Genomic DNA, 21,994 nt, shown 5'->3' with positions numbered 1-21,994 from the left:
TAGCCGGGTGGCGGCTCCGCCTTACCCGGCTTACATTTGGCACCTGTAGGCCCGGTAAGCGTAGCGCCACCGGGCACATAATGAGGAGTGACAATGTCACATTTAAACGAAGTTATCGCCCGCGTCGATGCCGCCATCGAAGAGAGCGTGATTACCCACATGAACGAACTGCTGATCGAATTAAGCGATGATGCAGAGCTGAGCCGTGAAGAGCGCTACACTCAGCAGCAGCGTCTGCGCACCGCGATTTCGCACCACGGCAAGCAGCATAAAGAGGAGATGGACGCGCGTGAGGAACAGCTGACGAAAGGCGGCACCATACTGTAACCATCAAAACTGGCGTCGCGCCACCAGCCAGGCCCCGACCACCAGCATCACCGCGCCGCACACCGGGCCGATCAGGGCGCGCAGCGGGATGCCCTGGCTCCTCAGCACGTCCAGCACCAGCCCGCCAATCAGCTGGCTTGCCACCAGCACGGCGATGGTCGTCGCCGCGCCAACGTTCTGATAGCCGCTGATGCTGGCAAACACAAAAAACGACCCCAGCAGCCCCGGGATAAGCGTCCACCAGCGCACCGTTGCGGCGAGCTCGCTGAACCCGGCGACGCCCTGTTTCAGCAGCAGAATGCTGACAAACAGCACGATGCCGACCAGCGAATTCAGCAGCATCGCGATAAGAATGGTGGAGGAGGACTGGGTGATACGCACCATCAGGGTGTTTTGCACCACCAGGCCAATGCCCGCCGCCACCAGAAACGCCAGCGTCAGTGACTGATTCATGGGATCGCGTCCGGGTCGCTGCGCTCGTCCAGCTGCAGCTGCATAAAGGTTAAGTCCAGCCAGCGGCCAAACTTGGTTCCCACCTGCGGCATTTGTCCGGTCGTCACAAAGCCGAGCGTTTCATGGAGATGAATCGAGGCATGGTTTTGCGCTTCAATCCCGGCCACCATCACGTGTTTCCCGATGGCGCGGGCCTCGTTAATCAGCGCCTTCATCAGCGTGCGGCCAATCCCTTTGCCCTGATGGGCCGGGTGGACATAAACCGAGTGCTCAACCGTATGACGAAAGCCGTCAAAGGCGCGCCAGTCGCCGAAAGAGGCGTAGCCGGTGATTACGCCGTCTTCCTCGCTCACCAGAACCGGGTAGCCCGCAAGCGAGCGCGCCTCAAACCAGGCGATTCGGTTATCGGTATCGACGGTTTTATCGTTCCAGATCGCGGCAGTGTGCAGCACCGCGTGGTTGTAAATCTCGCCTATCGCAGCGCAGTCTTCTTTGCAGGCATGACGAACGATCATGATGAAGCCTCTGTGTGTTGTTCACTATAGTATTACGTTATCGCTACGATATTACACAACTGTATCGCCCGATCGCTACGGCATAAGCCATATTTTTTTGTTATCAAAAGCCCATTGAATTGCCGTTCATACACTATAGTATGACGTCATGAACACCATAACAGACACAATGAATCAACGGATTAGCGCAAGAATTCGCCTTGAACGCGAGTCTCGCGGGTGGTCCCTGAGCGAGCTGGCGGACCGGGCAGGCGTCTCCCGCGCCATGATCCATAAAATCGAGCGCGGGGACAGTAGCCCGACAGCCACCTTGCTTGCCCGCCTGTCGGGGGCGTTTGGCATCAGCATGTCAACGCTGATTGCCCGGGCCGAAATGCAGGAGGGCAAGCTGCTGCGCCTGGCAAATCAGCCCGTCTGGCGCGACCCGCAGACGCACTACCTTCGCCGCCATGTTTCTCCCCGTACCGATCTGCCCATCGACCTTGTTCAGATTGAACTGCCTGCGGGCAGCGATGTTCCGATGCCGGCCTCTTCTTACGCGCTGGCGCGTCAGCTTATCTGGCTGCAGTCCGGTGAGCTGGTGTTTCAGGAGGGCGATACGCGCCACGAAATGCAAGCCGGAGACTGTCTTGAGCTGGGGCCGCCTAATGACTGCCGGTTCATTAACGAGACGAACGAAACCTGCATCTATCTGGTTGTACGCCTCAATCAGTCTGGCTCGTAATGCTAATGCGATAACGCCGAACGTGAGCCAGGCTGTAATGACATTTGTACCAGAAGGAGATCCTGATGAATCACTCTGTTTCGCATAACCGCCGCTGGGTGCTGGCCTCTCGTCCACAGGGCGCACCGGTCGCGGAAAATTTTCGTCTGGAAACGCAGCCTGTTCCGGAACCAGGGGCGGGGCAGCTTTTGCTTCGTACCGTCTGGCTGTCGCTGGATCCTTATATGCGGGGTCGCATGAGCGACGCGCCATCCTATTCACCGCCGGTTGAGCTCGGTGCGGTGATGGTGGGGGGAACGGTCAGCCGCGTTGAACAGTCAAACCATCCCGACTTCAAAGCCGGTGAATGGGTGCTGGGCTACAGCGGCTGGCAGGAATATGAACTCTCGGACGGCAGCGGCCTGGTGAAGCTGGGCGAGAATCCGTCTCATCCTTCCTGGTCGCTGGGCGTACTGGGTATGCCGGGCTTTACCGCCTATATGGGGCTGCTGGATATCGGGCAACCGAAAGCGGGTGAAACGCTGGTGGTGGCGGCGGCGACCGGCCCGGTGGGCGCGACGGTTGGGCAGATCGGCAAAATCAAAGGTTGCCGGGTGGTCGGCGTGGCCGGTGGCCCAGAGAAATGCCGCCATGCCGTTGAGGTGCTCGGGTTTGACCTGTGTCTGGATCACCACGCCGCGGATTTTGCCGACCAGCTCAAGCAGGCCTGCCCGAACGGCATTGATGTCTACTATGAAAACGTCGGCGGGAAAGTGTTTGACGCCGTGCTGCCACTGCTGAACACCTCCGCGCGCGTGCCGGTGTGTGGCCTGGTGAGCGGCTACAACGCGACGGGTTTGCCTGACGGGCCAGACCGCCTGCCGCTTCTGATGGCGATCCTTCTCAAGAAACGCATTCGGATGCAGGGCTTTATCATCGGCCAGGACTATGGACATCGCATCCATGAGTTCCAGGAAGAGATGGGGCGCTGGGTGCAGGAGGGAAAAATCCACTATCGCGAACAGGTCACGGACGGGCTGGAAAACGCCCCCGAGGCGCTCATTGGCCTGCTGGAAGGACGAAACTTCGGTAAAGTCGTGATTCGCGTCGCGAGTGACAATAAATAAAGCGCAATATGGCGGGGTTTCCCGCCATATTTATTTGTGAAGATACGATATATTGTCTTTAATTACTGGACATGACTTTTCGCGCCATCATCCCCGATGAGCCCGAAAACGATAAAAAAAATGACGTTTACTTTTTTTGCTGTTTTTTGTACTTCCCACCACCAGGCATGACGATACAGGATATATCGTACCGGCGCCGTTTTATTAAAACTGGCGTTTAAAAATAGCATTAAGTTTTAGCTACAGGAATTCCACATGCTTGATTTGGATCACTTAGAAAAAGCCCAAAGGGTTAGCCTTACCATGCAGGTTGAACACAGTTTGAAAGGGGCGTTAATTACAGGCTCTCTCAAACCAGGAGCACGACTGATTACGAAAGAGATTGCTGATAAATTAGGCACCAGTATTACGCCGGTCCGCGAAGCGCTGCTGCGCCTGGTCTCCTCAGGCGCGCTTCACGCCACGCCCGCACAGGCGTTTCTGGTCCCTGAAGTAACGCTGGAGCGTTATAACGAGATTAACGCCATCAGAAAACAGCTTGAGCCAATGGCGGTCGCCGCAGCATGCCAGAAGATGTCAGACGGCAAGCTGGAGGCGTTGCGCAAAATGTCAGAGGCCTTCCATGAGGCCATGCGCAATGGAAACGTTCAGCAGGCATTGCATGCGAATCGTATCTTCAGGTTTACGCTTTATCAGTATGCGGAAATGCCTACGCTTAATGCCTTAATTGAACAGCTATGGGTCCGCATCGGGCCCTGCATGAACTACCTGCATCACGAACTTAACGACATCAAAACGGCAACGTATCACTATGACGAGCTTCTTTCGGCCCTTGAGCGGAGAGATGTTGATGCGAGCCAGAAGGCGATTGATAAGTTGATTGATGAAGCAGATTCTCTTTTACAGCGACAATATTTTAACTGAGAGATTATTTATCAGAGCGACTATATACCGCCGCTAATTATTTATCTGGTGAATAACTCCTGATGGCTTATTGCCATCAGGAGGGTTATTTCATTTATAAAATAAACTTTTCTTTTTGCTTACTCGAAGCGATAAGAGACCGACAGCCCGACGCCATAGTTTCGGCCTGGTGCAGGCTCGTAATAACGACCGTTGGACTCGTTGACAATTACCGAGCCCGCGTACTCTTTGTCGAACAGGTTATCGACGCGGCCAAAGACGTCCATTCCCCAGTTGCCGTAGTTAAATTTATACCCGGTATTCAGCCCGACTACCGTATAGGACGGCGCTTTCGCGGTGTTTTCGTCGTCGGCCATGATATCGCTCATGTAGCGCACGTCTGTCCCCGCATACCAGCCTTCTTCCGGCTGCCAGCCAAACGAGGCGAAGCCCATGTTGCGCGCAATCCCCGGCATACGGTTACCGTTACAGTCTGCGTCGCTGCAGACGTTAGTCCGGTAGGTGGCATCCAGGTACGTCCAGGCCATCTTCAGCTTCCAGTTCTCAGCGAACTGCTGATCCAGGGAAACTTCGACACCCTGACGACGGGTTTTCCCGGCATTTTTATAGGTTGTACGGCCGCCGGAACTGGAGTCCACCACGATCTCGTCATCCGTATCGGTGCGGAACAACGCCGCCGTCAGCAGGCCGTTGCCGATGCGGGTTTTGCTGCCCACTTCATACGTATTATTCGTGGACGGCTTCAGGCCAATATTCAGACCGCCCTGGTTATCGGCGCGATAGGAGAGCTCGTTGATGGTTGGCGTTTCAAAGCCACGCCCTGCGGCAGCGTAGAGGTTCCACGCATCCGTCACCGCATACTTCACGGCGCCCGCCGGGAGCCACTTGTGGTAGCTCGCGTCACCGCTGTCATCGCCGTTGCCCGGCGTAACGTAGTGGTCGTTGGAATCAAACCAGACCGAACTGTAGCGGACACCCGCGTCGACAGAGAGTTTCTGCGTCAGCTGCCAGCTCGTTTGCAGATAAGGATCGACGTTCCACATCAGGTTGCGTTCGTCACGACGTTTATCGCCTTTGACGCCGTAGTCCGGCACGCCGTTGCGCATCACGAAGTTCTCATATCCGCGACGGTCTTCGCTCATGTTTTCGTAGTTCAGACCGGTGGTGAAGGTCACCGGAACCAGCAGCTCGCCGCGGTGTGTCCAGCGAGTGTCCACGCCCTGATAGTGGCGCTGCATATCAATCACCCCGCCGGAGTGAGTGGCTTTTAGCTGCGGCTGATACGGAATCGACTGGTACTGCGTCATTTCACGCTCGCCGGCGTACATCATCACGCTCAGGTCGTCCTGAGCGCTGAGCTGGCGATCGTAGCGCAGGCCGGCCTGGGTCTGCTTGATGGTCTTACGGGTGTTGTACTGATCGCCGCGCGGCGACTGACGCGGGTTGTCCCGCCACTCCTGGTAATTCAGTCCACCCGGATCGTTGGCCTTCATGTCCACGCTGTTGAAAATCAGCGTCAGCTTGCTGGCGTCGTCAATGCGTACACCCAGTTTGGCGTTAGCGAGATTTTTCCGCGCGCCGCTGTGGTCGCGGTAGCCTTTGGTGGTGAAGCGGGTGGTGGAGACGGTGTAATCTACGTCCCCGGCGTGGGTGCCGTCACCCATCGCGCCGGTGGCTTTCATGCCATAGCGCCAGGTTCCGTAACTGCCGTAATAGCTGCTGGCTTCAATGGTTGGCGGCTGCTGCCCGGTCTGGGTGTTGATGTTGATTACGCCGCCAGAGGCGTTGCCGTACAGGGCAGAGAAGGGACCGCGCAGCACTTCAACGCTCTCCACGCTGGAAAGGTCGATGTTGGAGGTCTGGCCCTGTCCGTCCGGCATGGTGGCTGGAATACCATCGACGTACATACGGATACCGCGCACCCCGAAGGTTGAGCGGGCGCCAAATCCGCGCATCGAAAGCTGGAGATCCTGGGCGTAGTTTTGACGGTTCTGAATTTGCAGCCCGGGTACGCTGCCAAGGGATTCAGACAGGTTAATGCGGGGCGCGGCCTGGCGCATATCGTCGCCATTGACGACGCTGACCGCGGCCGGAGTATCGAGCTCCGATACGGTTTGCGGCGTGGCGCTGACGATCATGGTCTGTTCCTCTGCGCTCACGGCGGTGAGCGGCGCAAAAATAACAGGAACCAGCAGCAGCGGGAGAGAAGCCTTACGGGCAGAAATGATTTTCATGAATAAAACCGGTTGTGGTGTATAAACGAACCAAATGGAACATGTCCATATATGTTAAAGGTTTTGTAAAAGTTTTGAAAACTATAACCGCACATTGCGTTAATGGAAGGCGAAGCGGGAAAGAAAAACTCCACATTTAACACATTAATGATTACTATTCTCATTATCAAAAGACAATGCCATGACGTTGTCTGCCGGAAGTGATGTCAGCCCAACCCCACTTTTCAGAAAAGGAATTGATATGTCTTTACGTCAACTGTGCTCGCCGCGTCTGAGCCTGTCGCTGCTGTCTGCCACTTTACTGCTTGCCGGGACGTTCCAGGTGCATGCCGCCGAAGAGGTGCTGCGTAAAGCGGTGGGCAAAGGGGCGTATGAAATGGCCGTGAGCCAGCAGGAGAATGCGCTGTGGGTGGCCACCTCGCAAAGCCGTAAAACCGACAAGGGCGGGGTTGTCTACCGTCTTGATCCGGTCACGCTGGACGTGACGCAGGCAATCCATAGCGATCTGAAACCCTTTGGCGCCACCTTTGACAAGGCGACTCAAACGCTGTGGTTCGGCAATACGATCAACGGCGCGGTAACCGCGATTGATGCAAAAACGGGTGACGTAAAAGGGCGGCTGGTGCTGGACGGGCGTCAGCGCAGCGAAACCGTCAAACCGCTGCAGCCTCGCCAGCTGGTGGCAGATGACGCGAGCAACACGATTTACATCACCGGTGTCGGTAAAGAGAGCGTGATTTGGGTCGTGGATGGCGCCACGCTGAAGCTGAAAGAAACCATTGCCAATACGGGCACCTACAGCACCGGCCTGGCGCTGGATGCGCAGGCGAAACGTCTGTACACCACGAATGCGGACGGCGAACTGGTGACGATTGATACGGCCAGCAATAAAATTATTGCCCGTAAAAAGGTGCAGGATGACGGTAAAGAGCACTTCTACCTGAACCTGAGCCTCGACACTGCCGGTCAGCGCGCGTTCCTGACCGATTCAAAACAGCCGGAAGTGCTGGTGGTGAGCCTGAAAGACGGTAGCGTGATAGAGAAAATCGCCGCGCCGGCATCCCTGGCGGTCCTGTTTAACCCGGCCCGCAATGAAGCCTACGTGACGCACCGTGAAGCCGGCAAGGTGAGCGTGATTGACGCGAAATCGTATAAGGTCACTAAAACCTTCGACACGCCGGTCTACCCGAACAGCCTGGCGCTTTCAGCGGATGGCAAAACCCTGTACGTGACGGTGAAACAGAAATCTACCCGCCAGCAGGAAGCCACCCAGCCTGACGATGTGATGCGTATTGCTCTGTAAGATGGGATTGCCCGGTGGCGCTGCCGCTTACCGGGCCTACAAAACCATGAAATGTAGGCCGGGTAAGGCGAAGCCGCCACCCGGCTTTTTTATTAACGCGAGGTTTCTTCTACCAGCGGGGCGTCGTGTTTTTCATCGTCAGGATGAACCGGCGCGGTGCTGTGAATTTCATGAACGCGTTTACGCACGCCGAACCAGCCCGCAATCAGCAGCACGGCCAGCAGCGGAATGGTCGCGATGGTGTAGGTGCCGTTCGGGTAGTCGAACGCCATCAGCACCAGCACGCTGAACAGGAAGAGCAGGGTGAGCCAGGAGGTCACCGGCGCGCCAGGCAGCTTAAAGCTGACGTCAGCAGCTTTGCCTTCTTTAATCGCTTTGCGCAGACGCATCTGGCAGACCACGATAAAGCCCCAGGACGCGATAATCCCCAGTGCCGCCACGTTCAGAACGATTTCGAATACCTGAGACGGCACCAGATAGTTCAGGAACACGCCGAAGACATAGACCACCAGCGTCGCCAGAATACCGGCGTACGGCACGTGCTGCTTGCTCATCCTGGACATGAACTTCGGCGCAGAACCGCCCATCGACATGGAGCGCAGGATACGACCGGTCGAGTACAGGCCGGAGTTCAGGCTGGAGAGCGCCGCGGTCAGGACCACGATGTTCATGATGCTGCCCACGTACGGCACGCCCAGCTTCGAGAAGAAGGTGACGAATGGACTCTGACCCGCCTGATAGGCGTTCCACGGCAGCAGCAGCACCAGCAGCACCACGGAGCCGACGTAGAAGAGACCGATACGCCAGATCACGCTGTTGATGGCTTTTGGTACCATCGTCTGCGGATCTTTACATTCACCTGCTGCGGTGCCCACCAGCTCGATGGAGGCGAAGGCGAACACGACGCCCTGAACCAGCACCAGCGCAGGCAGCAGACCGTGCGGGAAGAATCCGCCGTTATCGGTTATCAGGTGGAAGCCGGTGGCATTGCCATCCAGCGGCTTACCGCTGCCGAGGAAGACGGTACCCACGACCAGGAACACCACGATGGCCAACACTTTAACCAGCGCAAACCAGAACTCCATCTCCGCGAACCACTTCACGCCGATCATGTTCATGGTGCCGACAATCGCCAGGGCGCCAAGCGCAAAGACCCACTGCGGCACATCGCCAAACGCGCCCCAGTAGTGCATATACAGCGCAACGGCGGTGATGTCGACGATGCCGGTCATCGCCCAGTTGACGAAGTACATCCAGCCCGCGACGTAAGCGGCTTTTTCACCGAGGAATTCACGGGCGTAAGAGACGAAGCTGCCGCTGGAAGGGCGATGCAGTACCAGCTCGCCCAGCGCGCGGAGAATGAAGAAAGAGAAGATCCCGCACACCAGATAGACCAGGGCGAGAGCCGGGCCAGCCATCTGCAGACGTGCACCCGCACCTAAAAACAGACCCGTTCCGATAGCGCCGCCGATGGCGATCATTTGAACCTGACGGTTTCCCATCGCTTTGTGGTAGCCCTCTTCGTGGGAGTTCAACCAGCGACGTTTAGCAGCGTGATGATCGGCTGCGCTTTTATTGCTTGTTTTCATTGAGTTACCTGTTTGCCTGTCTGAACCATTATCGTGATAGTCCTGCCTGGCAGAGCGCAATACAAACGATTGCTTCTGCGCAAACACATGTCGCCTTCCCAGTCATTCTGCGTATGGATAAGGCGAAACATGGCGAGGCATCCTACCTGCAATTCATAAGCGACGCAAAATATAACCGTGCCGAAAGTGATGCACGTCGAAGGAAATCGTGTGGTCAGAGCAGACGGGGATCACAACACGCTGAAACGTGATGAGTTTTTAGTCAAAACAATGGCGGGGTTGATTATTTAATCATCAGATTCTCTTAATTATTACCAGATGGTATAAATTTTTGCTGCTGCAGGGCATCGAGAAGTAACCTGAACGCGGTTGTGTGCTGCCGACGGCTCGGATAATAGAGGTGGTATCCTTCAAACGTGGGGCACCACGATTCAAGGACCCTGACCAGCCGTCCCTGATTCAGAGCGTCCAGAACCGAGGACTCGGGCACGTAGGCTAATCCGAGACCATTCTCCGCGGCGTCGATGCGCTGCGACAGGTTATTCAGCGTAAGCTGTCCGTCAACCCGCACGCGAAGCTCGCGCCCGTCGCGCTCAAATTCCCAGTCATACAATCCCCCTCGGGTGGGCAGGCGGAGATTGATACAGCGGTGTTCACCCAGCTGCTCCGGCACGAGCGGCACGCCAAAACGAGCCAGGTAATCCGGGGAGCCGACGACCGCCATGCGCATGTCCGGCGCAATCCGCACCGCAATCATGTCTTTTGCCACCTGTTCACCCAGGCGAACCCCCGCGTCGAAGCGGCCATCGACGATATCTGTCAGGCCATTGTCGACCGTCACTTCGACGTTAATGTCAGGATATTGCAGCATAAAAGCCTTCAGTACAGGCCAGAGCACGGCGTCCATCGCGTGCTCGCCGGCGACGATGCGGATAGCGCCTGCGGGTTTGCCGCGGGTGCTGCGAAGCGCCGTGAGTTCCTGTTCGATCTCCAGCAGATGCGGGCTGAGGCGCGAAAAAAGCTGCTCACCCGCGGGTGTCGGAACCACGCTGCGGGTTGTGCGGGTTAACAGGCGAACGTCTAATCGTGCTTCAAGCTTGCGCATCGCATGGCTCAGTGCCGATTGCGAGACGCCCAGCTGCGCCGCTGCGCGCGTAAAGCTGCGCTCGCGGGCCACCACCATAAAGGAGAGCAGATCGTTGAAATTATCTTTTAGCATCGCGGTTCTATTTATGAGTTTCAGTCATGTGTCCTATCTGATTATGCACCCTAATGCTGCGGAGTGCTTTGCGCTACTGTTAACGCAACAGTCAACGAGGAGCATAAGATGAAAATTATCCGCAGCGGTTCATTACCTTCAGTACGAGGACCGGAAGCCTGGTTCACCGGGGCTGTTCGCATTGACGCGCCCTTTCAGGCAAGCGAACCTGCCAGCGTCGGCGGGGCAACCGTAACCTTTGAGCCGGGCGCGCGCACGGCCTGGCATACGCATCCCCTGGGACAAACGCTGATTGTGACGCAGGGGCGCGGCTGGTTACAGGCGTGGGGCGAAGAGGCGGAAATCCTGAATCAGGGCGATATCGCCTGGATCCCACCCGGCGTGAAGCACTGGCACGGCGCAAGTGCGCAAACGGCGATGACGCATCTTGCCATCGCCGAAGCGGTAAACGGCAGCCCGGTAACATGGCTGGAAAAAGTGATCGACGAGGAGTACCCGAACGGCTAACCGCCAAAAACGGCAATCGCCTGCTGCAGGCGCGTCGTCCGCTGCGTCAGGTGATTCGCGGCGTGAGTGACGTTATCCACCATCCCCGTATTGCTCTGGGTCATTGCGCCGATACGGGAGAGGGAGGCGTTGATGAGCGTCAGCACCTGGGTTTGCTCCTGCGTGGCGAGGCCAATCTCCTTAATCAGGGAGGAGACCCGCAGCACGTTGTCGATCATAACCGTCAGCTGTGATTCGGTTTGTACCACCTTCTCCACGCCAGCGTTGACGCTGGCAACGTTTTTCTCGATCAGCGCTTTGATCTCTTTCGCCGCCGTCGCGGAGTGCTGCGCAAGATTGCGCACCTCAGCTGCGACCACGGCAAAGCCGCGGCCGGCTTCACCCGCGCGCGCCGCTTCCACGGCGGCATTCAGCGCAAGAATATTGGTCTGGAAGGCAATACGATCGATAACGCTGATAATATCGACGATCTGGCCGTTATCCTGCGAAACGGACTGCATCATACCGATGGTCTCTTTCATCATCGCTTCACCGCAGTGGGCGCTGTCGCGGGTGCGATCCGCCATCTGAATCGCCTCGTTCGCGGTTTCGGCCGTCTGCTTCACGGCGCTGGCGATCTCTTCCACCGCAGATGCGGTTTGCTGCAAGAAATCGGCGGTTTCTTCAGAACGCGCCTGCAGCGCCGCGCCTTCTTTCGCGACCTGCTGGCTGATGGTGCCAATACCGCTGATTTGCGCCCCGACATCATCAACCAGCGAGTTCAGGTTTAAACCAGACTGATTCACCAGGCGCATCATCAGCCCGATATCATCGATTCTGTCAAAATGGTAATAGTCCGTTTTACGTCCTGAAACCACGCGCTGCATCTGTTGAACAATGGATTTTACCGGCCGGGCGATCTGCGCATGGAGATAACAGGACAGCGCAGAAAAAAGCAGCACCAGAGTGGCGGCCTGAACGAGACGATCGCGGAATAAATACATCGCCAGGCAGGAAAGTAACGCCGTCGCAGTAATACCAAGCTGAATTCGTTTTCCGGTACTGAGACATTTAAAGAGCGACAAAAAGGAAAATATACCGCGCCGAACGAACAGTCCTTTATAAAAACGGTACTGTTTTAATTCATTATTACGTACTTTTGCATACAGTTTTTCACTGGCCGCGATCTCTTCCCGTGAGGGGATATTGCGCACCGAAATATAGCCGGTCAGGGATTCCCCCTGCCAGACCGGCGTCACGTTGGCCCGCACCCAGTAGTGATCGCCATTATGACGACGGTTCTTCACCAGACCTGTCCAGGTCTCGCCCTGCTGGAGGGTAAACCACATGTCGCCAAACGCTTCGGCAGGCATGTCGGGATGGCGGATGAGGTTATGCGGCTCCCCCAGAAGATGCTCTTCTTTATATCCGCTGGCTTCTATAAAAGCGGAGTTAGCATAGGTAATATGACTTTTTATATCGGTAGTGGACATTAACGTCGAACCGGCGTTAAGCAAATACTCGTTTTGTGTAACGGGGGTGTTACGCCTCATGAGTAACTCCATGATGTTGTGCAAGAATAAAAAATCCGGAAAGCGCTCCGGCAAGATAAGTATGATTATTTTAATAACAGCCTGGATATATTCTCGCTGAAATTGAGACTCTCCGAAATACCCGGCATTCATTATTTTTAATCTGTTAATGTTGTCGAATGTAATAAAATTGAAAATATTTTAGTGGGTGTTATTTTGAATCGGCTTAAATAAATGACATAAGCCAAACTGCAAGAGGGAGATCGTCTCTCTGGAAAAATTGTCATGCTGAAATAGCGTTTCATTAACAGGATGAAAACGCTATCATTTGGTCACATTTTCGTAAATACAGGGAGGTTGAGGTGAAAATTAACGTCATCGGTACCAGCGGGAGCGGAAAAAGCACGCTGGCGAAGCAGATTGCGACCGCGCTGTCTATTCCCTGTATCGAGATGGACAGACTCTACTGGCGCTCTGACTGGCAGGGAACGCCGGACGACGAGTTTCAGGCAAAGCTGGCGCAGGCGCTACAGGCTTCGTCAGACTGGGTGCTCGACGGTAACTACAACCGCACGCGACCGCTGAAATGGCGCGATGTCGATGTGGTGGTGTGGGTGGATTATGGGTTTACCCGCACCCTCTGGCAGGCCGTCACCCGAGCAATAAAACGGGCCTGGCATAAACACGAGCTTTGGCCGGGAACGGGAAACAAAGAGAGTTTCCGGCGCGCGTTCTTCAGCAGAGAATCCATTATCATCTGGACGATCAAAACCTGGCGTAATAACCGTACGCGCTATGAAGCCGACCTGCAAAACCCGCAATATAGCCATATTCGCTTCGTCCGCATTACCCGTCGGGAGCAGGTGGAAACGCTGATTGCCTCCTTAAAGTCTTATTCTTAGCAGGGTTTTATATATCTGTTTTCCGGCAAACTAAATGTAAATTAATTGTTTCTCAGTGGTGAAATGCGCCTTTAATAATGTCGACATGTTAAGTCAAACGAGAACGCAACATGTCATGGCGAATCAGCATTCTGGATAAAAGCCCCATCGCTGAAAACGAAACGGCTGCCGATGCACTGGCGCGTACCCTGGCGCTGGCGCAGCAGGCAGAAAATCTGGGCTATCACCGCTTCTGGATTGCCGAACACCACAACACCCCACAGCTTGCCAGCCCTTCGCCGGAGCTGCTGATTGCCTGGATCCTCGGGCAAACCACGCGCATTCGCGTCGGGTCTGGCGGCGTAATGCTTCAGCACTACAGCCCCTATAAAGTGGCCGAGAACTTCAACGTGCTGGCCGCGCTGGCGCCTGGCCGCGTCGATCTCGGCGTCGGGAAAGCCCCCGGCGGATTACCGCTCTCAACCCGCGCGCTGCAGCAGGGCCTGAATCAACAGGAAAAGGGCAGCTTTGCCGAACAGCTGGCCCAGCTCGACCGCTGGATCCGTCCTGAGCATCACGCTATTGAAGAGGCCGTCCGCGCCACGCCGCTGCCGCCGTTGCCTGCTGAGGGTTTCCTGCTGGGCGCGAGTACCGAAAGCGCGCTGCTGGCCGCCAGGCTCGACTGGCACTTTGTGTTTGCCGCACACCTGAACGGTGACCCGGACCTGCTGCGCGAGGTGGTATCGACCTGGCGTGAGAACAGCGCGCGGGACGTGATAGTGGCGGTGCAGGCGATTGTCGCGCCGACGCAGGCCGAGGCAGACGCGCTGGCGCAGAAGGTCGAAGTGTGGGGCGTTGAGCTGGCAAACGGGCAGCGTGTCACCGTGGCCAGCGAAGAGCAGGCCTACGCGTTTGCGCGCCAGGCGGGTAGTGAGCCGGTGCGCATTGCACGCCGGGCGCAGTCGCTGCTGGCGGGTACCGCTGAGTCGGTAGTGGAACAGCTCAACGCGCTGCACCAGCAGTGGGGCATTGACGAATTTATCATCGACACGCCGGTGGCGGAGGGGGCTACGCGCGTCGCGTCGCTGCGCCTGCTTGCCGGGGCGCGTCTTAACAAGGAGGTCACCGTATGAGTTTTGGCGAACAACTGATTGCCTGGCGCCGCGAACTGCACCAGAACCCGGAGCTGTCCGGCCAGGAGGTCGAAACCACCGCGCGCCTGCGCCAGTGGCTGACGAAGGCCGGGATCGCCCCGCAGCCTTACGACCTGTCGACCGGGCTGGTGGCGGAAATCGGGACGGGCAGCAGGCTGGTTGCGCTGCGCGCCGACATTGACGCGCTGCCGATCGAGGAGCGCAGCGGCGTACCGTTTAGCTCACAGCATGCCGGGGTGATGCACGCCTGCGGACACGATATCCACACCAGCGTCATCCTCGGCGCCGCGTTAAAGCTGAAAGAGCGGGAGGCCTCGCTTAACGGCCGGGTGCGTATCCTGTTTCAGCCTGCCGAGGAGAACTTTGGCGGTGCGAAGAGCATGGTGCGGGCCGGTGCGCTGCGCGATGTCAGCGCGATTTTCGGTATGCACAACGAGCCTGGCCTGCCGGTTGGTGAGTTCGCCACACGCGGCGGGCCGTTCTACGCCAACGTCGACCGCTTCGTGATCCGCATTACCGGTAAGGGCGCGCACGCCGCACGTCCTCATGAAGGCAACGACGCCATCGTGCTGGCAAGCCAGCTGGTAACGGCGCTGCAAAGCGTCGCCAGCCGCAACGTCAACACGCTGGATTCGGTGGTGCTGAGCGTGACCCGCATCTCGGGCGGTAACACCTGGAACGTGCTGCCGGAAAGCGTCGAGCTGGAAGGCACGCTGCGTACCCATCGCACGGAAGTACAGCAGAATGTGAAAGCCCGCGTGGGTGAAATTGCCGCCGGGTTTGCCAGCGCCTTCAGCGCGCAGATTGATATCACCTGGTATGCCGGGCCTACCGCGCTGGTGAATGACGAACGCTGGGCCGACTTCGCCACCTCGGTCGCGCGTGAGGCCGGTTATGAAACCCGTCACGCGGAACTGCATATGGGCGGGGAAGATTTTGCGGTCTATTTGCAGTCTGTTCCCGGCGCGTTTGTCAGCATTGGCAGCAACAGTCCGTTTGGTTTACATCACCCGGCCTTTAACCCGGATGAAGCACTGATTGAGCCCGCCGCCCGCTATTTTGCACAGCTTGCGGAAAAAGCCCTGCAACACGTTTAATTCAGGAGAGGTAAAGATGTCTGCAACCCGACAACTGCGGCTGGGCACCATTCTGCATGGTGCATCCGGGAATATGTCCGCCTGGCGCCATCCTGCGGCGATTGCCGACGCCAGTATTAATTTCGACTTTGTGAAAGCGACGGCGTTAAAAGCTGAGGAAGGGAAGCTCGATTTCCTCTTCGTGGCCGATGGTCTCTATATCAACGAGAAATCGATCCCCCATTTTCTGAATCGGTTTGAACCGTTAACCGTGCTTTCCGCACTGGCCAGTATCACCTCGCGCCTGGGCCTGGTGGGAACCTTATCCACCTCCTACAGCGAACCCTTTACCACGGCGCGCCAGTTCGCCAGCCTCGATCACCTGAGCAATGGCCGCGCGGGCTGGAACGTGGTGACCTCACCGCTGGAGGGGTCGGCGAAGAACTTTTCCCGCGAAAAACACCCCGAGCATGCGCTGCGCTACCGGATTGCCGATGAGTATCTCGACGTGGTGAAAGGGCTGTGGGATTCCTGGGAAGGGGACGCGTTTATCCGCAACAAAGAGAGCGGCCAGTTTTTTGACCCGGCGAAACTGCATACGCTCGATCACCACGGTGACTTCTTCCAGGTCGCCGGTCCGCTGAATATTGGCCGCACGCCGCAGGGGCGACCAATTGTCTTTCAGGCCGGGGCGTCGGACGACGGGAAAAAGCTGGCGGCGAAACATGCCGACGCCATTTTTACCCACCACGAGACCTTCGACGAGGCAAAAGCCTTTTATCAGGACGTAAAACAGCAGCTGGAAACAAACGGCCGCCGCGCGTCGGATCTCCATATTTTCCAGGGCGTTAGCGTGATTGTGGGGAAAGATGCCGATGACGTGGAACACCAGTACCAGACCACGGCGGCGCTGGTGTCGATTAATGACGCCCTCAATTACCTCGGGCGTTATTTCGAACATCACGATTTCAGCCAGTATCCGCTCGACGAGCCGTTCCCGGATATCGGCGACTTAGGCAAAAACAGCTTCCGCAGCACCACGGATGAAATCAAGCGTAACGCCCGCGAACGCAGCTTAACCCTGCGTCAGGTGGCGCTTGAGGCCGCTTCGCCGCGCCCGCGCTTTTCCGGCACCCCGGAGGAGGTGGCTGACGGTCTTCAGGCCTGGTTTGAAGGTTATGCCGCAGACGGCTTCATCATTCAGGGCGGTACGCCGGACACCTTCCCGCGCTTTGTTGACCAGGTGGTACCGATTCTGCAGTCTCGCGGCCTGTTCCGTACCGACTACCCGGGCACCACGCTGCGCGAAAGCCTTGGCTTAGATCAACCGAAAAACCAGTACACACAACAATAAAAGAGAACCCCGCTATGCAGAAATCATCGCTTGTTCTGGCGCTTGCGCTGGCCTTTACCCCTGCCGTCTGGGCAGAGAACGTCAATATTAACGGCACCGGCGTGAGCATCGAGGCCAATAAAACGCCGATTAACACCGCGAAAAATAGCGAGGCAGTGGCGCAGCTGCCGAAAGACTATCGCTTTGCCGTGCCGGGGAAATTTACCGTGGCGGTGGCGGGACTCAATCAGCCGCCGCTGACGGTCTTCTCCGACGACAACAAAACGCTGCTGGGAAGCGAAGTTGACGTCGCGCGTCTGGTCGCCGACAGCCTTGGGCTGGAGCTGAACGTGGTGCCCACCTCCTGGGAAGACTGGCCGCTGGGCGTCGCGTCCGGGAAATACGATGCCGCCATCAGCAACATCACCGTCACTAAAGAGCGCAAACAGAAGTTTGATTTTGCCACCTACCGTAAGGATTCCCTCGGTTTCTACGTGAAATCGACCAGCCCGATCAAATCGCTTCAGAAAGCGGAGGACATCGCCGGGCTGCGGATTATCGTGGGCTCCGGCACCAACCAGGAGGCCATCCTGCTGGCGTGGAATGCCGAAAACCTGAATAAGGGACTGAAGCCCTTTACCCCGATCTACACCAAAGACGATGCGGCCCAAACCCTGGCGCTGCAGTCCGGGCGCGCGGATGCCTACTTTGGCCCGAACGTGATTGGCGCCTGGAAAGCGGCGCTGAACGGGAAAACCAAACTGGTGGGCAGCGTCGACGGCGGCTGGCCGAAGGCGGCGCACATTGCGGTGACGCTGAAAAAAGGCAGCGGGCTGGTTGAGCCGGTACAGACCGCGCTGAACGGCGTCATCAAAAACGGCGATTACGACAAAGTGCTGAACCGCTGGGGTGAAGGGGTTGAGCGCATTCCGCAGTCCGAAGTGAACCCGGCTGGCCTGGGCGATTAAGGAGGCGTAATGAGCGAACGATTTCGTGATGTTTCACCGGAAGACGCCGAACTTCAGCCCATTATCGAGGGGCTGTTCGGGGAGTATGCGGCCCGCTACGGGGACTACTTTTCCAAAGACGCGGAAGTGGAGCTCACCGAGTGGTATTTAGCGCCGCAGGGGCTGTTTATCGTCCTGGAGCGCGACGGGAAGATTATCGCCACCGGCGCGTACAAACCGTTCGACGAACGCACCGCGGAAATCAAACGTATCTGGACGGACAAAACCCTGCGTCAGCAGGGGCTTGCCGGGCGCGTGGTGCAGGAGCTTGAGCGCAGGGCGGTGCTGGCAGGGTACAGTCAGATCTACCTGACAACCGGTTTTCGTCAGCCGGAAGCGGTCAGGCTCTATCTCAGCCAGGGCTATCAGCCGCAGTTCGATCTGAACCGCGATCCGGAAGAGTATAGCCAGCCGCCGTTTGACGGTCGGCTGCGTTTCACCAAAACGCTGGTACGTGAAGCGTTCAGTAAAACCGCATGAGGAACGACGATGAGCAACGTTGAAACCATTAAGGTGGTCCCGGCGCGTTATCCGCTGCGGGCCGTCGGCGCCGCGGTGGCGCTGTTTGTCCTGGCGGTCGTGATTCAGTCCGTAGCCTTTAACCCGCGCTGGGAGTGGGCGGTGTTCGCCCGCTGGTTCTTCGACCCGGTGATCCTCGAAGGCGTCGGGCAGACCCTGCTGCTGACGCTGATCGGCACCGCGCTGAGCGTGGTGTTTGGCGGCATGCTGGCGCTGGCGAGACTCTCGTCATCCTGGCTGCTGAGCAGCCTGGCGTGGGCGTACATCTGGCTGTTTCGGTCGCTGCCGCTGATCGTCGTGCTGATTATCCTGTACAACTTTTCCTATCTCTACGACACGCTCTCGCTCGGCGTGCCGTTTACCAGCATCACCTGGGGCAGTTTTGAAACCATCAACGTGCTGGGGCAGTTCTCTACCGCCGTGGTGGGGCTAACGCTGGTGCAGAGCGCCTATACCGCCGAGATCATTCGCGGTGGTTTCCTCGGAGTCGATCACGGGCAGTATGAGGCCGCCGCCGCGCTCGGCCTGCCGGCCTGGCGCCGCACGGTGCGCATCATTTTGCCTCAGGCGCTGCGCACAATCCTGCCGTCGGGGTTCAATGAAATCATCAGCCTCGCCAAGGGCACGGCGATGGTCTACGTCCTGGCGATGCCGGAGCTGTTCTATACCATTCAGATGATCTACAACCGCACGCAGGAGGTGATCCCGCTGCTGATGGTCGGTGCCGTCTGGTACCTGGCGATCACCACCGTCCTGTCCGCTATCCAGTACGGTGTTGAACGCGCACTCGCCCGAAGTGAACGCCGCTCTGCGGTTAATCAGAACCGTGCCGCCCGTCGTACCCGTTCCGTCACCACCACGCCAGCACAGGAGCCTATCCATGCAAGCCTCTCCTGAAGGACATATCTCGATTACCGGCGTCAGCAAATATTTTGGACGCCATAAGGCGCTCGACAACGTGTCGCTTGAGATCCCGCCCGGGTCCGTGACGGTCATTCTCGGGCCGTCCGGGTCGGGAAAATCGACGCTGCTGCGCACCATAAACCACCTGGAGCGCGTCGACGAAGGCTTTATTCAGATCGACGGGGACTACATTGGCTACCGTCGTCAGGGCGACAAGCTCTACGAGCTTAAGGAGAAAGAGATCCTCAAACAGCGCGTCAACGTGGGCTATGTGTTCCAGAACTTTAATCTCTTTCCCCATCTCACGGTGCTGGAAAACCTGATTGAGGCGCCCATCGCGCATAAAAAGCTCAGCAAAAAAGAGGCGGTGGAAACCGCGTACAGCCTGCTGGACGTGGTCGGGCTGCGGGATAAAGCCGACGCCTGGTCCCGCCATCTCTCCGGCGGCCAGCAGCAGCGCATTGCCATTGCCCGCGCGCTGGCGTTACGTCCCGCGTGATGCTGTTTGATGAACCCACCTCGGCGCTGGACCCGGAGCTGGTAGGGGAAGTGCTGGACGTGATCAAAAAACTGGCCCGGTCCGGTACCACTCTGGTGGTAGTGACCCACGAGATCGGCTTTGCCCGTGAAGTGGCGGATCAGGTGGTGTTTATGGTCGACGGAAAAATCGTCGAGCAGGGCAGCAGTGACGAGGTATTAAACCGTCCGTCACATGCGCGAACGCGCCAGTTCCTCTCCAAAGTCTTGTAAGGAGTGCCAATGAAATATGGACTTCTGGCGGGGCTGGTCTTCACGACGGCGAGCCACGCCAGCATCGATCTGAAAGCCAACGAGCAGCCGCTGCCGGTGACGGTGGATCGGCAGGCCGTGGCGAAGATCCCCGCCGGGTATAAATTCGTTGAGCCAGGTACGCTGACGGTCGCCGTCTCGATGCTGAACTCCCCGCCGCTGGCGCTGCTGGCCAGCGATAACCGCACGCGGATCGGCAGCGACCCGGATATTGCCCGCCTGCTGGCGGGCAGCCTGGGGCTGAAGCTAAAGCTGGTGCCGACGGCGTGGGAAGACTGGCCGCTGGGGATCGCTTCCGGGCGCTACGACGTGGCGCTGGTGAACATTGCGGTGACCGAACAGCGTAAAGAGAAGTTTGATTTTGCGACCTACCGCGTCGATTCGCTGGCATTTTCGGTGAAATCCACCAGCGAGATTCAGTCAATCAAAAGCGCGGAAGATCTGGCCGGGAAAAAGGTGATTGTCGGCTCGGGTACTAATCAGGAGCGCATCCTGCTGGGCTGGAACGAAGAAAATAAAAAGGCGGGGCGGGCGCCTGCGCTGCCGGTCTATCTTCACGACGATGCCTCGGGCAATCTCTATATCCAGTCCGGCAGGGCGGATGTGTTCTTTGGCCCCCAGTCGGTTTCATCCTGGAAAGCGGCGCTCACCGGCAAAACCCGCGTGGTCGGTTTAGGGCCGAAGAAAGCTTATGTCGCCACCACGACCAAAAAAGGCAATCAACTGGTTTATGCCCTGCAGGCCGCGCTGAACGGTGCGATTGAGCGCGGAGAGTACCAGAAGGTGCTGGCGCGCTGGGGCGAGCAGGGTGAAGCGGTGGCGCAATCGGAGGTCAACCCGCCTGGGATAACCTACTAATGGTGCTCTACACTTAGGATTTTCACTCCTGAGGGGGCAACATGATTAAACTTTATGGCGTACCCGGCTGGGGCTCGGCAATCAGTGAGGTGATGCTGACCCTGGCTGATATCCCTTATCAATTCATCAACGTGGACGGGTTTGACCAGCCCGGTCCGCAGCGTGAATTGCTGCACAAGCTCAATCCGCTGTGCCAGGTGCCGACGCTGGAGCTGGAAAATGGCGCCATCATGACCGAAACAGCGGCGATTGCCCTGATGGTGCTCGACCGGTGTCCCGATCTTGCTCCACCCGTGGGGCAGGCAGAGCGTCAGCAGTTTCAGCGTTTGCTCATCTGGTTTGTGGCCAACGTCTATCCCACGTTTACCTATGCAGACTATCCCGAACGCTGGGTGCCGGATGCGCCGGAACAGCTGCAGAAAAACTGCATCGAATACCGGAAATCCCTCTATTTGTGGTTCGAAAGCCAGCTTAAGGGTGCCCCGTTTGCGCTGGGGGAAAGGCTGACGCTGCTGGATGTGTATATTGCGGTCGCGCGCACCTGGGGGCCCCGTCACGACTGGTTTGCCGGGAACACCCCTAAATTCACGGCGATTGCGGACGCCGTATGCCAGCGACCGGAACTGCACAAGGTGTTAAAGGCAAACAAAATTATCTGATAACGTGGAACCCACATTCACAACCGGAAGCCTGCACATGCCACACGTAGATATTAAATATTTTCCCCGTGATTTAAACGACGAACAAAAAGCTGCCCTGGCGGCAGATATTGCCGACGTGATTATTCGCCATTTCAACAGCAAAGACAGTTCCGTGTCGGTGGCGTTGAAGCAGATCGCGCCTGAAGACTGGAAGGCTCAGGTCTGGGATACCGAAATTGGACCGAAGCTGGAGGAGCTTATTAAGAAGCCCGGGTATTCGATGTAAGATCTTCTGCCGGGGAGCGGATAAATCCTTCCCGGCTCGTCTTCCCGTTTTTCGCAAAAATCGATAAAAATGCGTTTTGTCTTATCCGCTACACTTAACGTTTCTGACTGGCATATTATTCATCCTTAGGAAAGA

20 protein-coding genes and 2 pseudogenes are annotated in these 21,994 nt (G+C 57.4%); 16 read left to right on the top strand and 6 right to left on the bottom strand.

Annotated elements, in window-relative coordinates; genetic code table 11:
• Positions 1–93 precede the first annotated feature (93 nt).
• The gene (locus tag PI91_RS14730; protein WP_023292296.1) at positions 94–327 is read left to right on the top strand and encodes a YdcY family protein; all 234 of its coding nucleotides are present in this window, start codon (positions 94–96) and stop codon (positions 325–327) included.
• A 3-nt stretch (positions 328–330) separates the two neighbouring features.
• Here the strand turns inward: PI91_RS14730 and PI91_RS14725 are convergent, their stop codons facing one another.
• Both PI91_RS14725 and PI91_RS14720 read right to left on the bottom strand, forming a co-directional pair.
• A complete protein-coding gene (locus PI91_RS14725; protein WP_023292297.1) occupies positions 331–780 on the bottom strand; it encodes a DMT family transporter in 450 nt (149 codons plus the stop codon).
• Positions 777–1,295, bottom strand: a complete 519-nt coding sequence (locus PI91_RS14720; RefSeq protein ID WP_023292298.1) for a GNAT family N-acetyltransferase — start codon at positions 1,293–1,295, stop codon at positions 777–779. Before PI91_RS14720 ends, PI91_RS14725 begins: the two co-directional genes overlap by 4 nt.
• Positions 1,296–1,443: 148 nt before the next feature.
• Between PI91_RS14720 and PI91_RS14715 the strand changes: the two genes are divergently transcribed.
• The 3 genes from PI91_RS14715 (at position 1,444) to PI91_RS14705 (ending at position 4,049) form a co-directional block, all read left to right on the top strand.
• Positions 1,444–2,019, top strand: a complete 576-nt coding sequence (locus PI91_RS14715; RefSeq protein WP_039266492.1) for an XRE family transcriptional regulator — start codon at positions 1,444–1,446, stop codon at positions 2,017–2,019.
• 65 nt (positions 2,020–2,084) lie between these two features.
• Complete coding sequence (locus PI91_RS14710; RefSeq protein ID WP_039266491.1) at positions 2,085–3,125, top strand: NADP-dependent oxidoreductase; 1,041 nt, start codon at positions 2,085–2,087, stop codon at positions 3,123–3,125.
• 255 nt (positions 3,126–3,380) lie between these two features.
• A complete protein-coding gene (locus tag PI91_RS14705) occupies positions 3,381–4,049 on the top strand; it encodes a GntR family transcriptional regulator (RefSeq protein ID WP_021240238.1) in 669 nt (222 codons plus the stop codon).
• Between the two features lie 119 nt (positions 4,050–4,168).
• Here PI91_RS14705 and pqqU read toward each other — a convergent pair whose 3' ends face one another.
• Positions 4,169–6,283, bottom strand: coding sequence for a TonB-dependent receptor PqqU (gene pqqU / locus PI91_RS14700; RefSeq protein ID WP_023292301.1), 2,115 nt, complete (start codon positions 6,281–6,283; stop codon positions 4,169–4,171).
• Between the two features lie 241 nt (positions 6,284–6,524).
• Here pqqU and PI91_RS14695 point away from each other — a divergent pair, with 241 nt between their 5' ends.
• Positions 6,525–7,586 carry a YncE family protein gene (locus tag PI91_RS14695; RefSeq protein ID WP_039266490.1) on the top strand — a complete coding sequence of 354 codons (1,062 nt, stop codon included), beginning with the start codon at positions 6,525–6,527 and terminating at the stop codon, positions 7,584–7,586.
• A 92-nt stretch (positions 7,587–7,678) separates the two neighbouring features.
• Here PI91_RS14695 and ansP read toward each other — a convergent pair whose 3' ends face one another.
• Together ansP and PI91_RS14685 are read right to left on the bottom strand one after the other, a co-directional pair.
• Complete coding sequence (gene ansP / locus PI91_RS14690; RefSeq protein WP_023618706.1) at positions 7,679–9,175, bottom strand: L-asparagine permease; 1,497 nt, start codon at positions 9,173–9,175, stop codon at positions 7,679–7,681.
• A gap of 304 nt (positions 9,176–9,479) precedes the next feature.
• Positions 9,480–10,394: a LysR family transcriptional regulator gene (locus PI91_RS14685; RefSeq protein ID WP_039266489.1), complete on the bottom strand. Its 915-nt coding sequence runs from the start codon at positions 10,392–10,394 to the stop codon at positions 9,480–9,482.
• A gap of 108 nt (positions 10,395–10,502) precedes the next feature.
• On the opposite strand from PI91_RS14685, the gene PI91_RS14680 reads away from it, so the two are divergent.
• Positions 10,503–10,901 carry a cupin domain-containing protein gene (locus PI91_RS14680; RefSeq protein ID WP_039266488.1) on the top strand — a complete coding sequence of 133 codons (399 nt, stop codon included), beginning with the start codon at positions 10,503–10,505 and terminating at the stop codon, positions 10,899–10,901.
• Here the strand turns inward: PI91_RS14680 and PI91_RS14675 are convergent.
• Positions 10,898–12,433: a methyl-accepting chemotaxis protein gene (locus PI91_RS14675; protein WP_039266487.1), complete on the bottom strand. Its 1,536-nt coding sequence runs from the start codon at positions 12,431–12,433 to the stop codon at positions 10,898–10,900. The genes PI91_RS14680 and PI91_RS14675 overlap by 4 nt on opposite strands.
• A gap of 341 nt (positions 12,434–12,774) precedes the next feature.
• Between PI91_RS14675 and PI91_RS14670 the strand changes: the two genes are divergently transcribed.
• The 10 genes and pseudogenes from PI91_RS14670 (at position 12,775) to pptA (ending at position 21,859) form a co-directional block, all read left to right on the top strand.
• Positions 12,775–13,314 (top strand): AAA family ATPase, encoded by a 540-nt coding sequence (locus tag PI91_RS14670; protein WP_039266486.1) that lies wholly within the window; start codon positions 12,775–12,777, stop codon positions 13,312–13,314.
• Positions 13,315–13,424: 110 nt separating this feature from the next.
• Positions 13,425–14,426 (top strand): LLM class flavin-dependent oxidoreductase, encoded by a 1,002-nt coding sequence (locus PI91_RS14665; protein ID WP_008501769.1) that lies wholly within the window; start codon positions 13,425–13,427, stop codon positions 14,424–14,426.
• Positions 14,423–15,544 (top strand): amidohydrolase, encoded by a 1,122-nt coding sequence (locus tag PI91_RS14660; protein WP_039266485.1) that lies wholly within the window; start codon positions 14,423–14,425, stop codon positions 15,542–15,544. Before PI91_RS14665 ends, PI91_RS14660 begins: the two co-directional genes overlap by 4 nt.
• Before the next feature lie 16 nt (positions 15,545–15,560).
• Positions 15,561–17,824, top strand: a pseudogene (locus PI91_RS26435) (NtaA/DmoA family FMN-dependent monooxygenase).
• Between the two features lie 9 nt (positions 17,825–17,833).
• Positions 17,834–18,343, top strand: a complete 510-nt coding sequence (locus PI91_RS14645) for a GNAT family N-acetyltransferase (RefSeq protein WP_008501765.1) — start codon at positions 17,834–17,836, stop codon at positions 18,341–18,343.
• 9 nt (positions 18,344–18,352) lie between these two features.
• Positions 18,353–19,279 (top strand): amino acid ABC transporter permease, encoded by a 927-nt coding sequence (locus tag PI91_RS14640; protein ID WP_039266483.1) that lies wholly within the window; start codon positions 18,353–18,355, stop codon positions 19,277–19,279.
• Positions 19,263–20,035: pseudogene (locus PI91_RS14635) on the top strand (amino acid ABC transporter ATP-binding protein). Before PI91_RS14640 ends, PI91_RS14635 begins: the two are co-directional and overlap by 17 nt.
• A 9-nt stretch (positions 20,036–20,044) precedes the next feature.
• Positions 20,045–20,932 (top strand): transporter substrate-binding domain-containing protein, encoded by an 888-nt coding sequence (locus tag PI91_RS14630; RefSeq protein WP_021240227.1) that lies wholly within the window; start codon positions 20,045–20,047, stop codon positions 20,930–20,932.
• 41 nt (positions 20,933–20,973) lie between these two features.
• Entirely contained in the window at positions 20,974–21,591 is a 618-nt protein-coding gene (locus tag PI91_RS14625; RefSeq protein ID WP_039266482.1) for a glutathione S-transferase family protein, read from the top strand.
• Between the two features lie 37 nt (positions 21,592–21,628).
• The gene (gene pptA, locus PI91_RS14620) at positions 21,629–21,859 is read left to right on the top strand and encodes a tautomerase PptA (protein WP_039266481.1); all 231 of its coding nucleotides are present in this window, start codon (positions 21,629–21,631) and stop codon (positions 21,857–21,859) included.
• The last annotated feature ends 135 nt before the right edge of the window (positions 21,860–21,994 follow it).

Origin of the sequence: Enterobacter sp. FB (assembly GCF_000805795.1) — a bacterium.
GTDB lineage: Bacteria > Pseudomonadota > Gammaproteobacteria > Enterobacterales > Enterobacteriaceae > Enterobacter > Enterobacter roggenkampii.
This window is presented reverse-complemented; position numbering and strand designations above follow the sequence as displayed.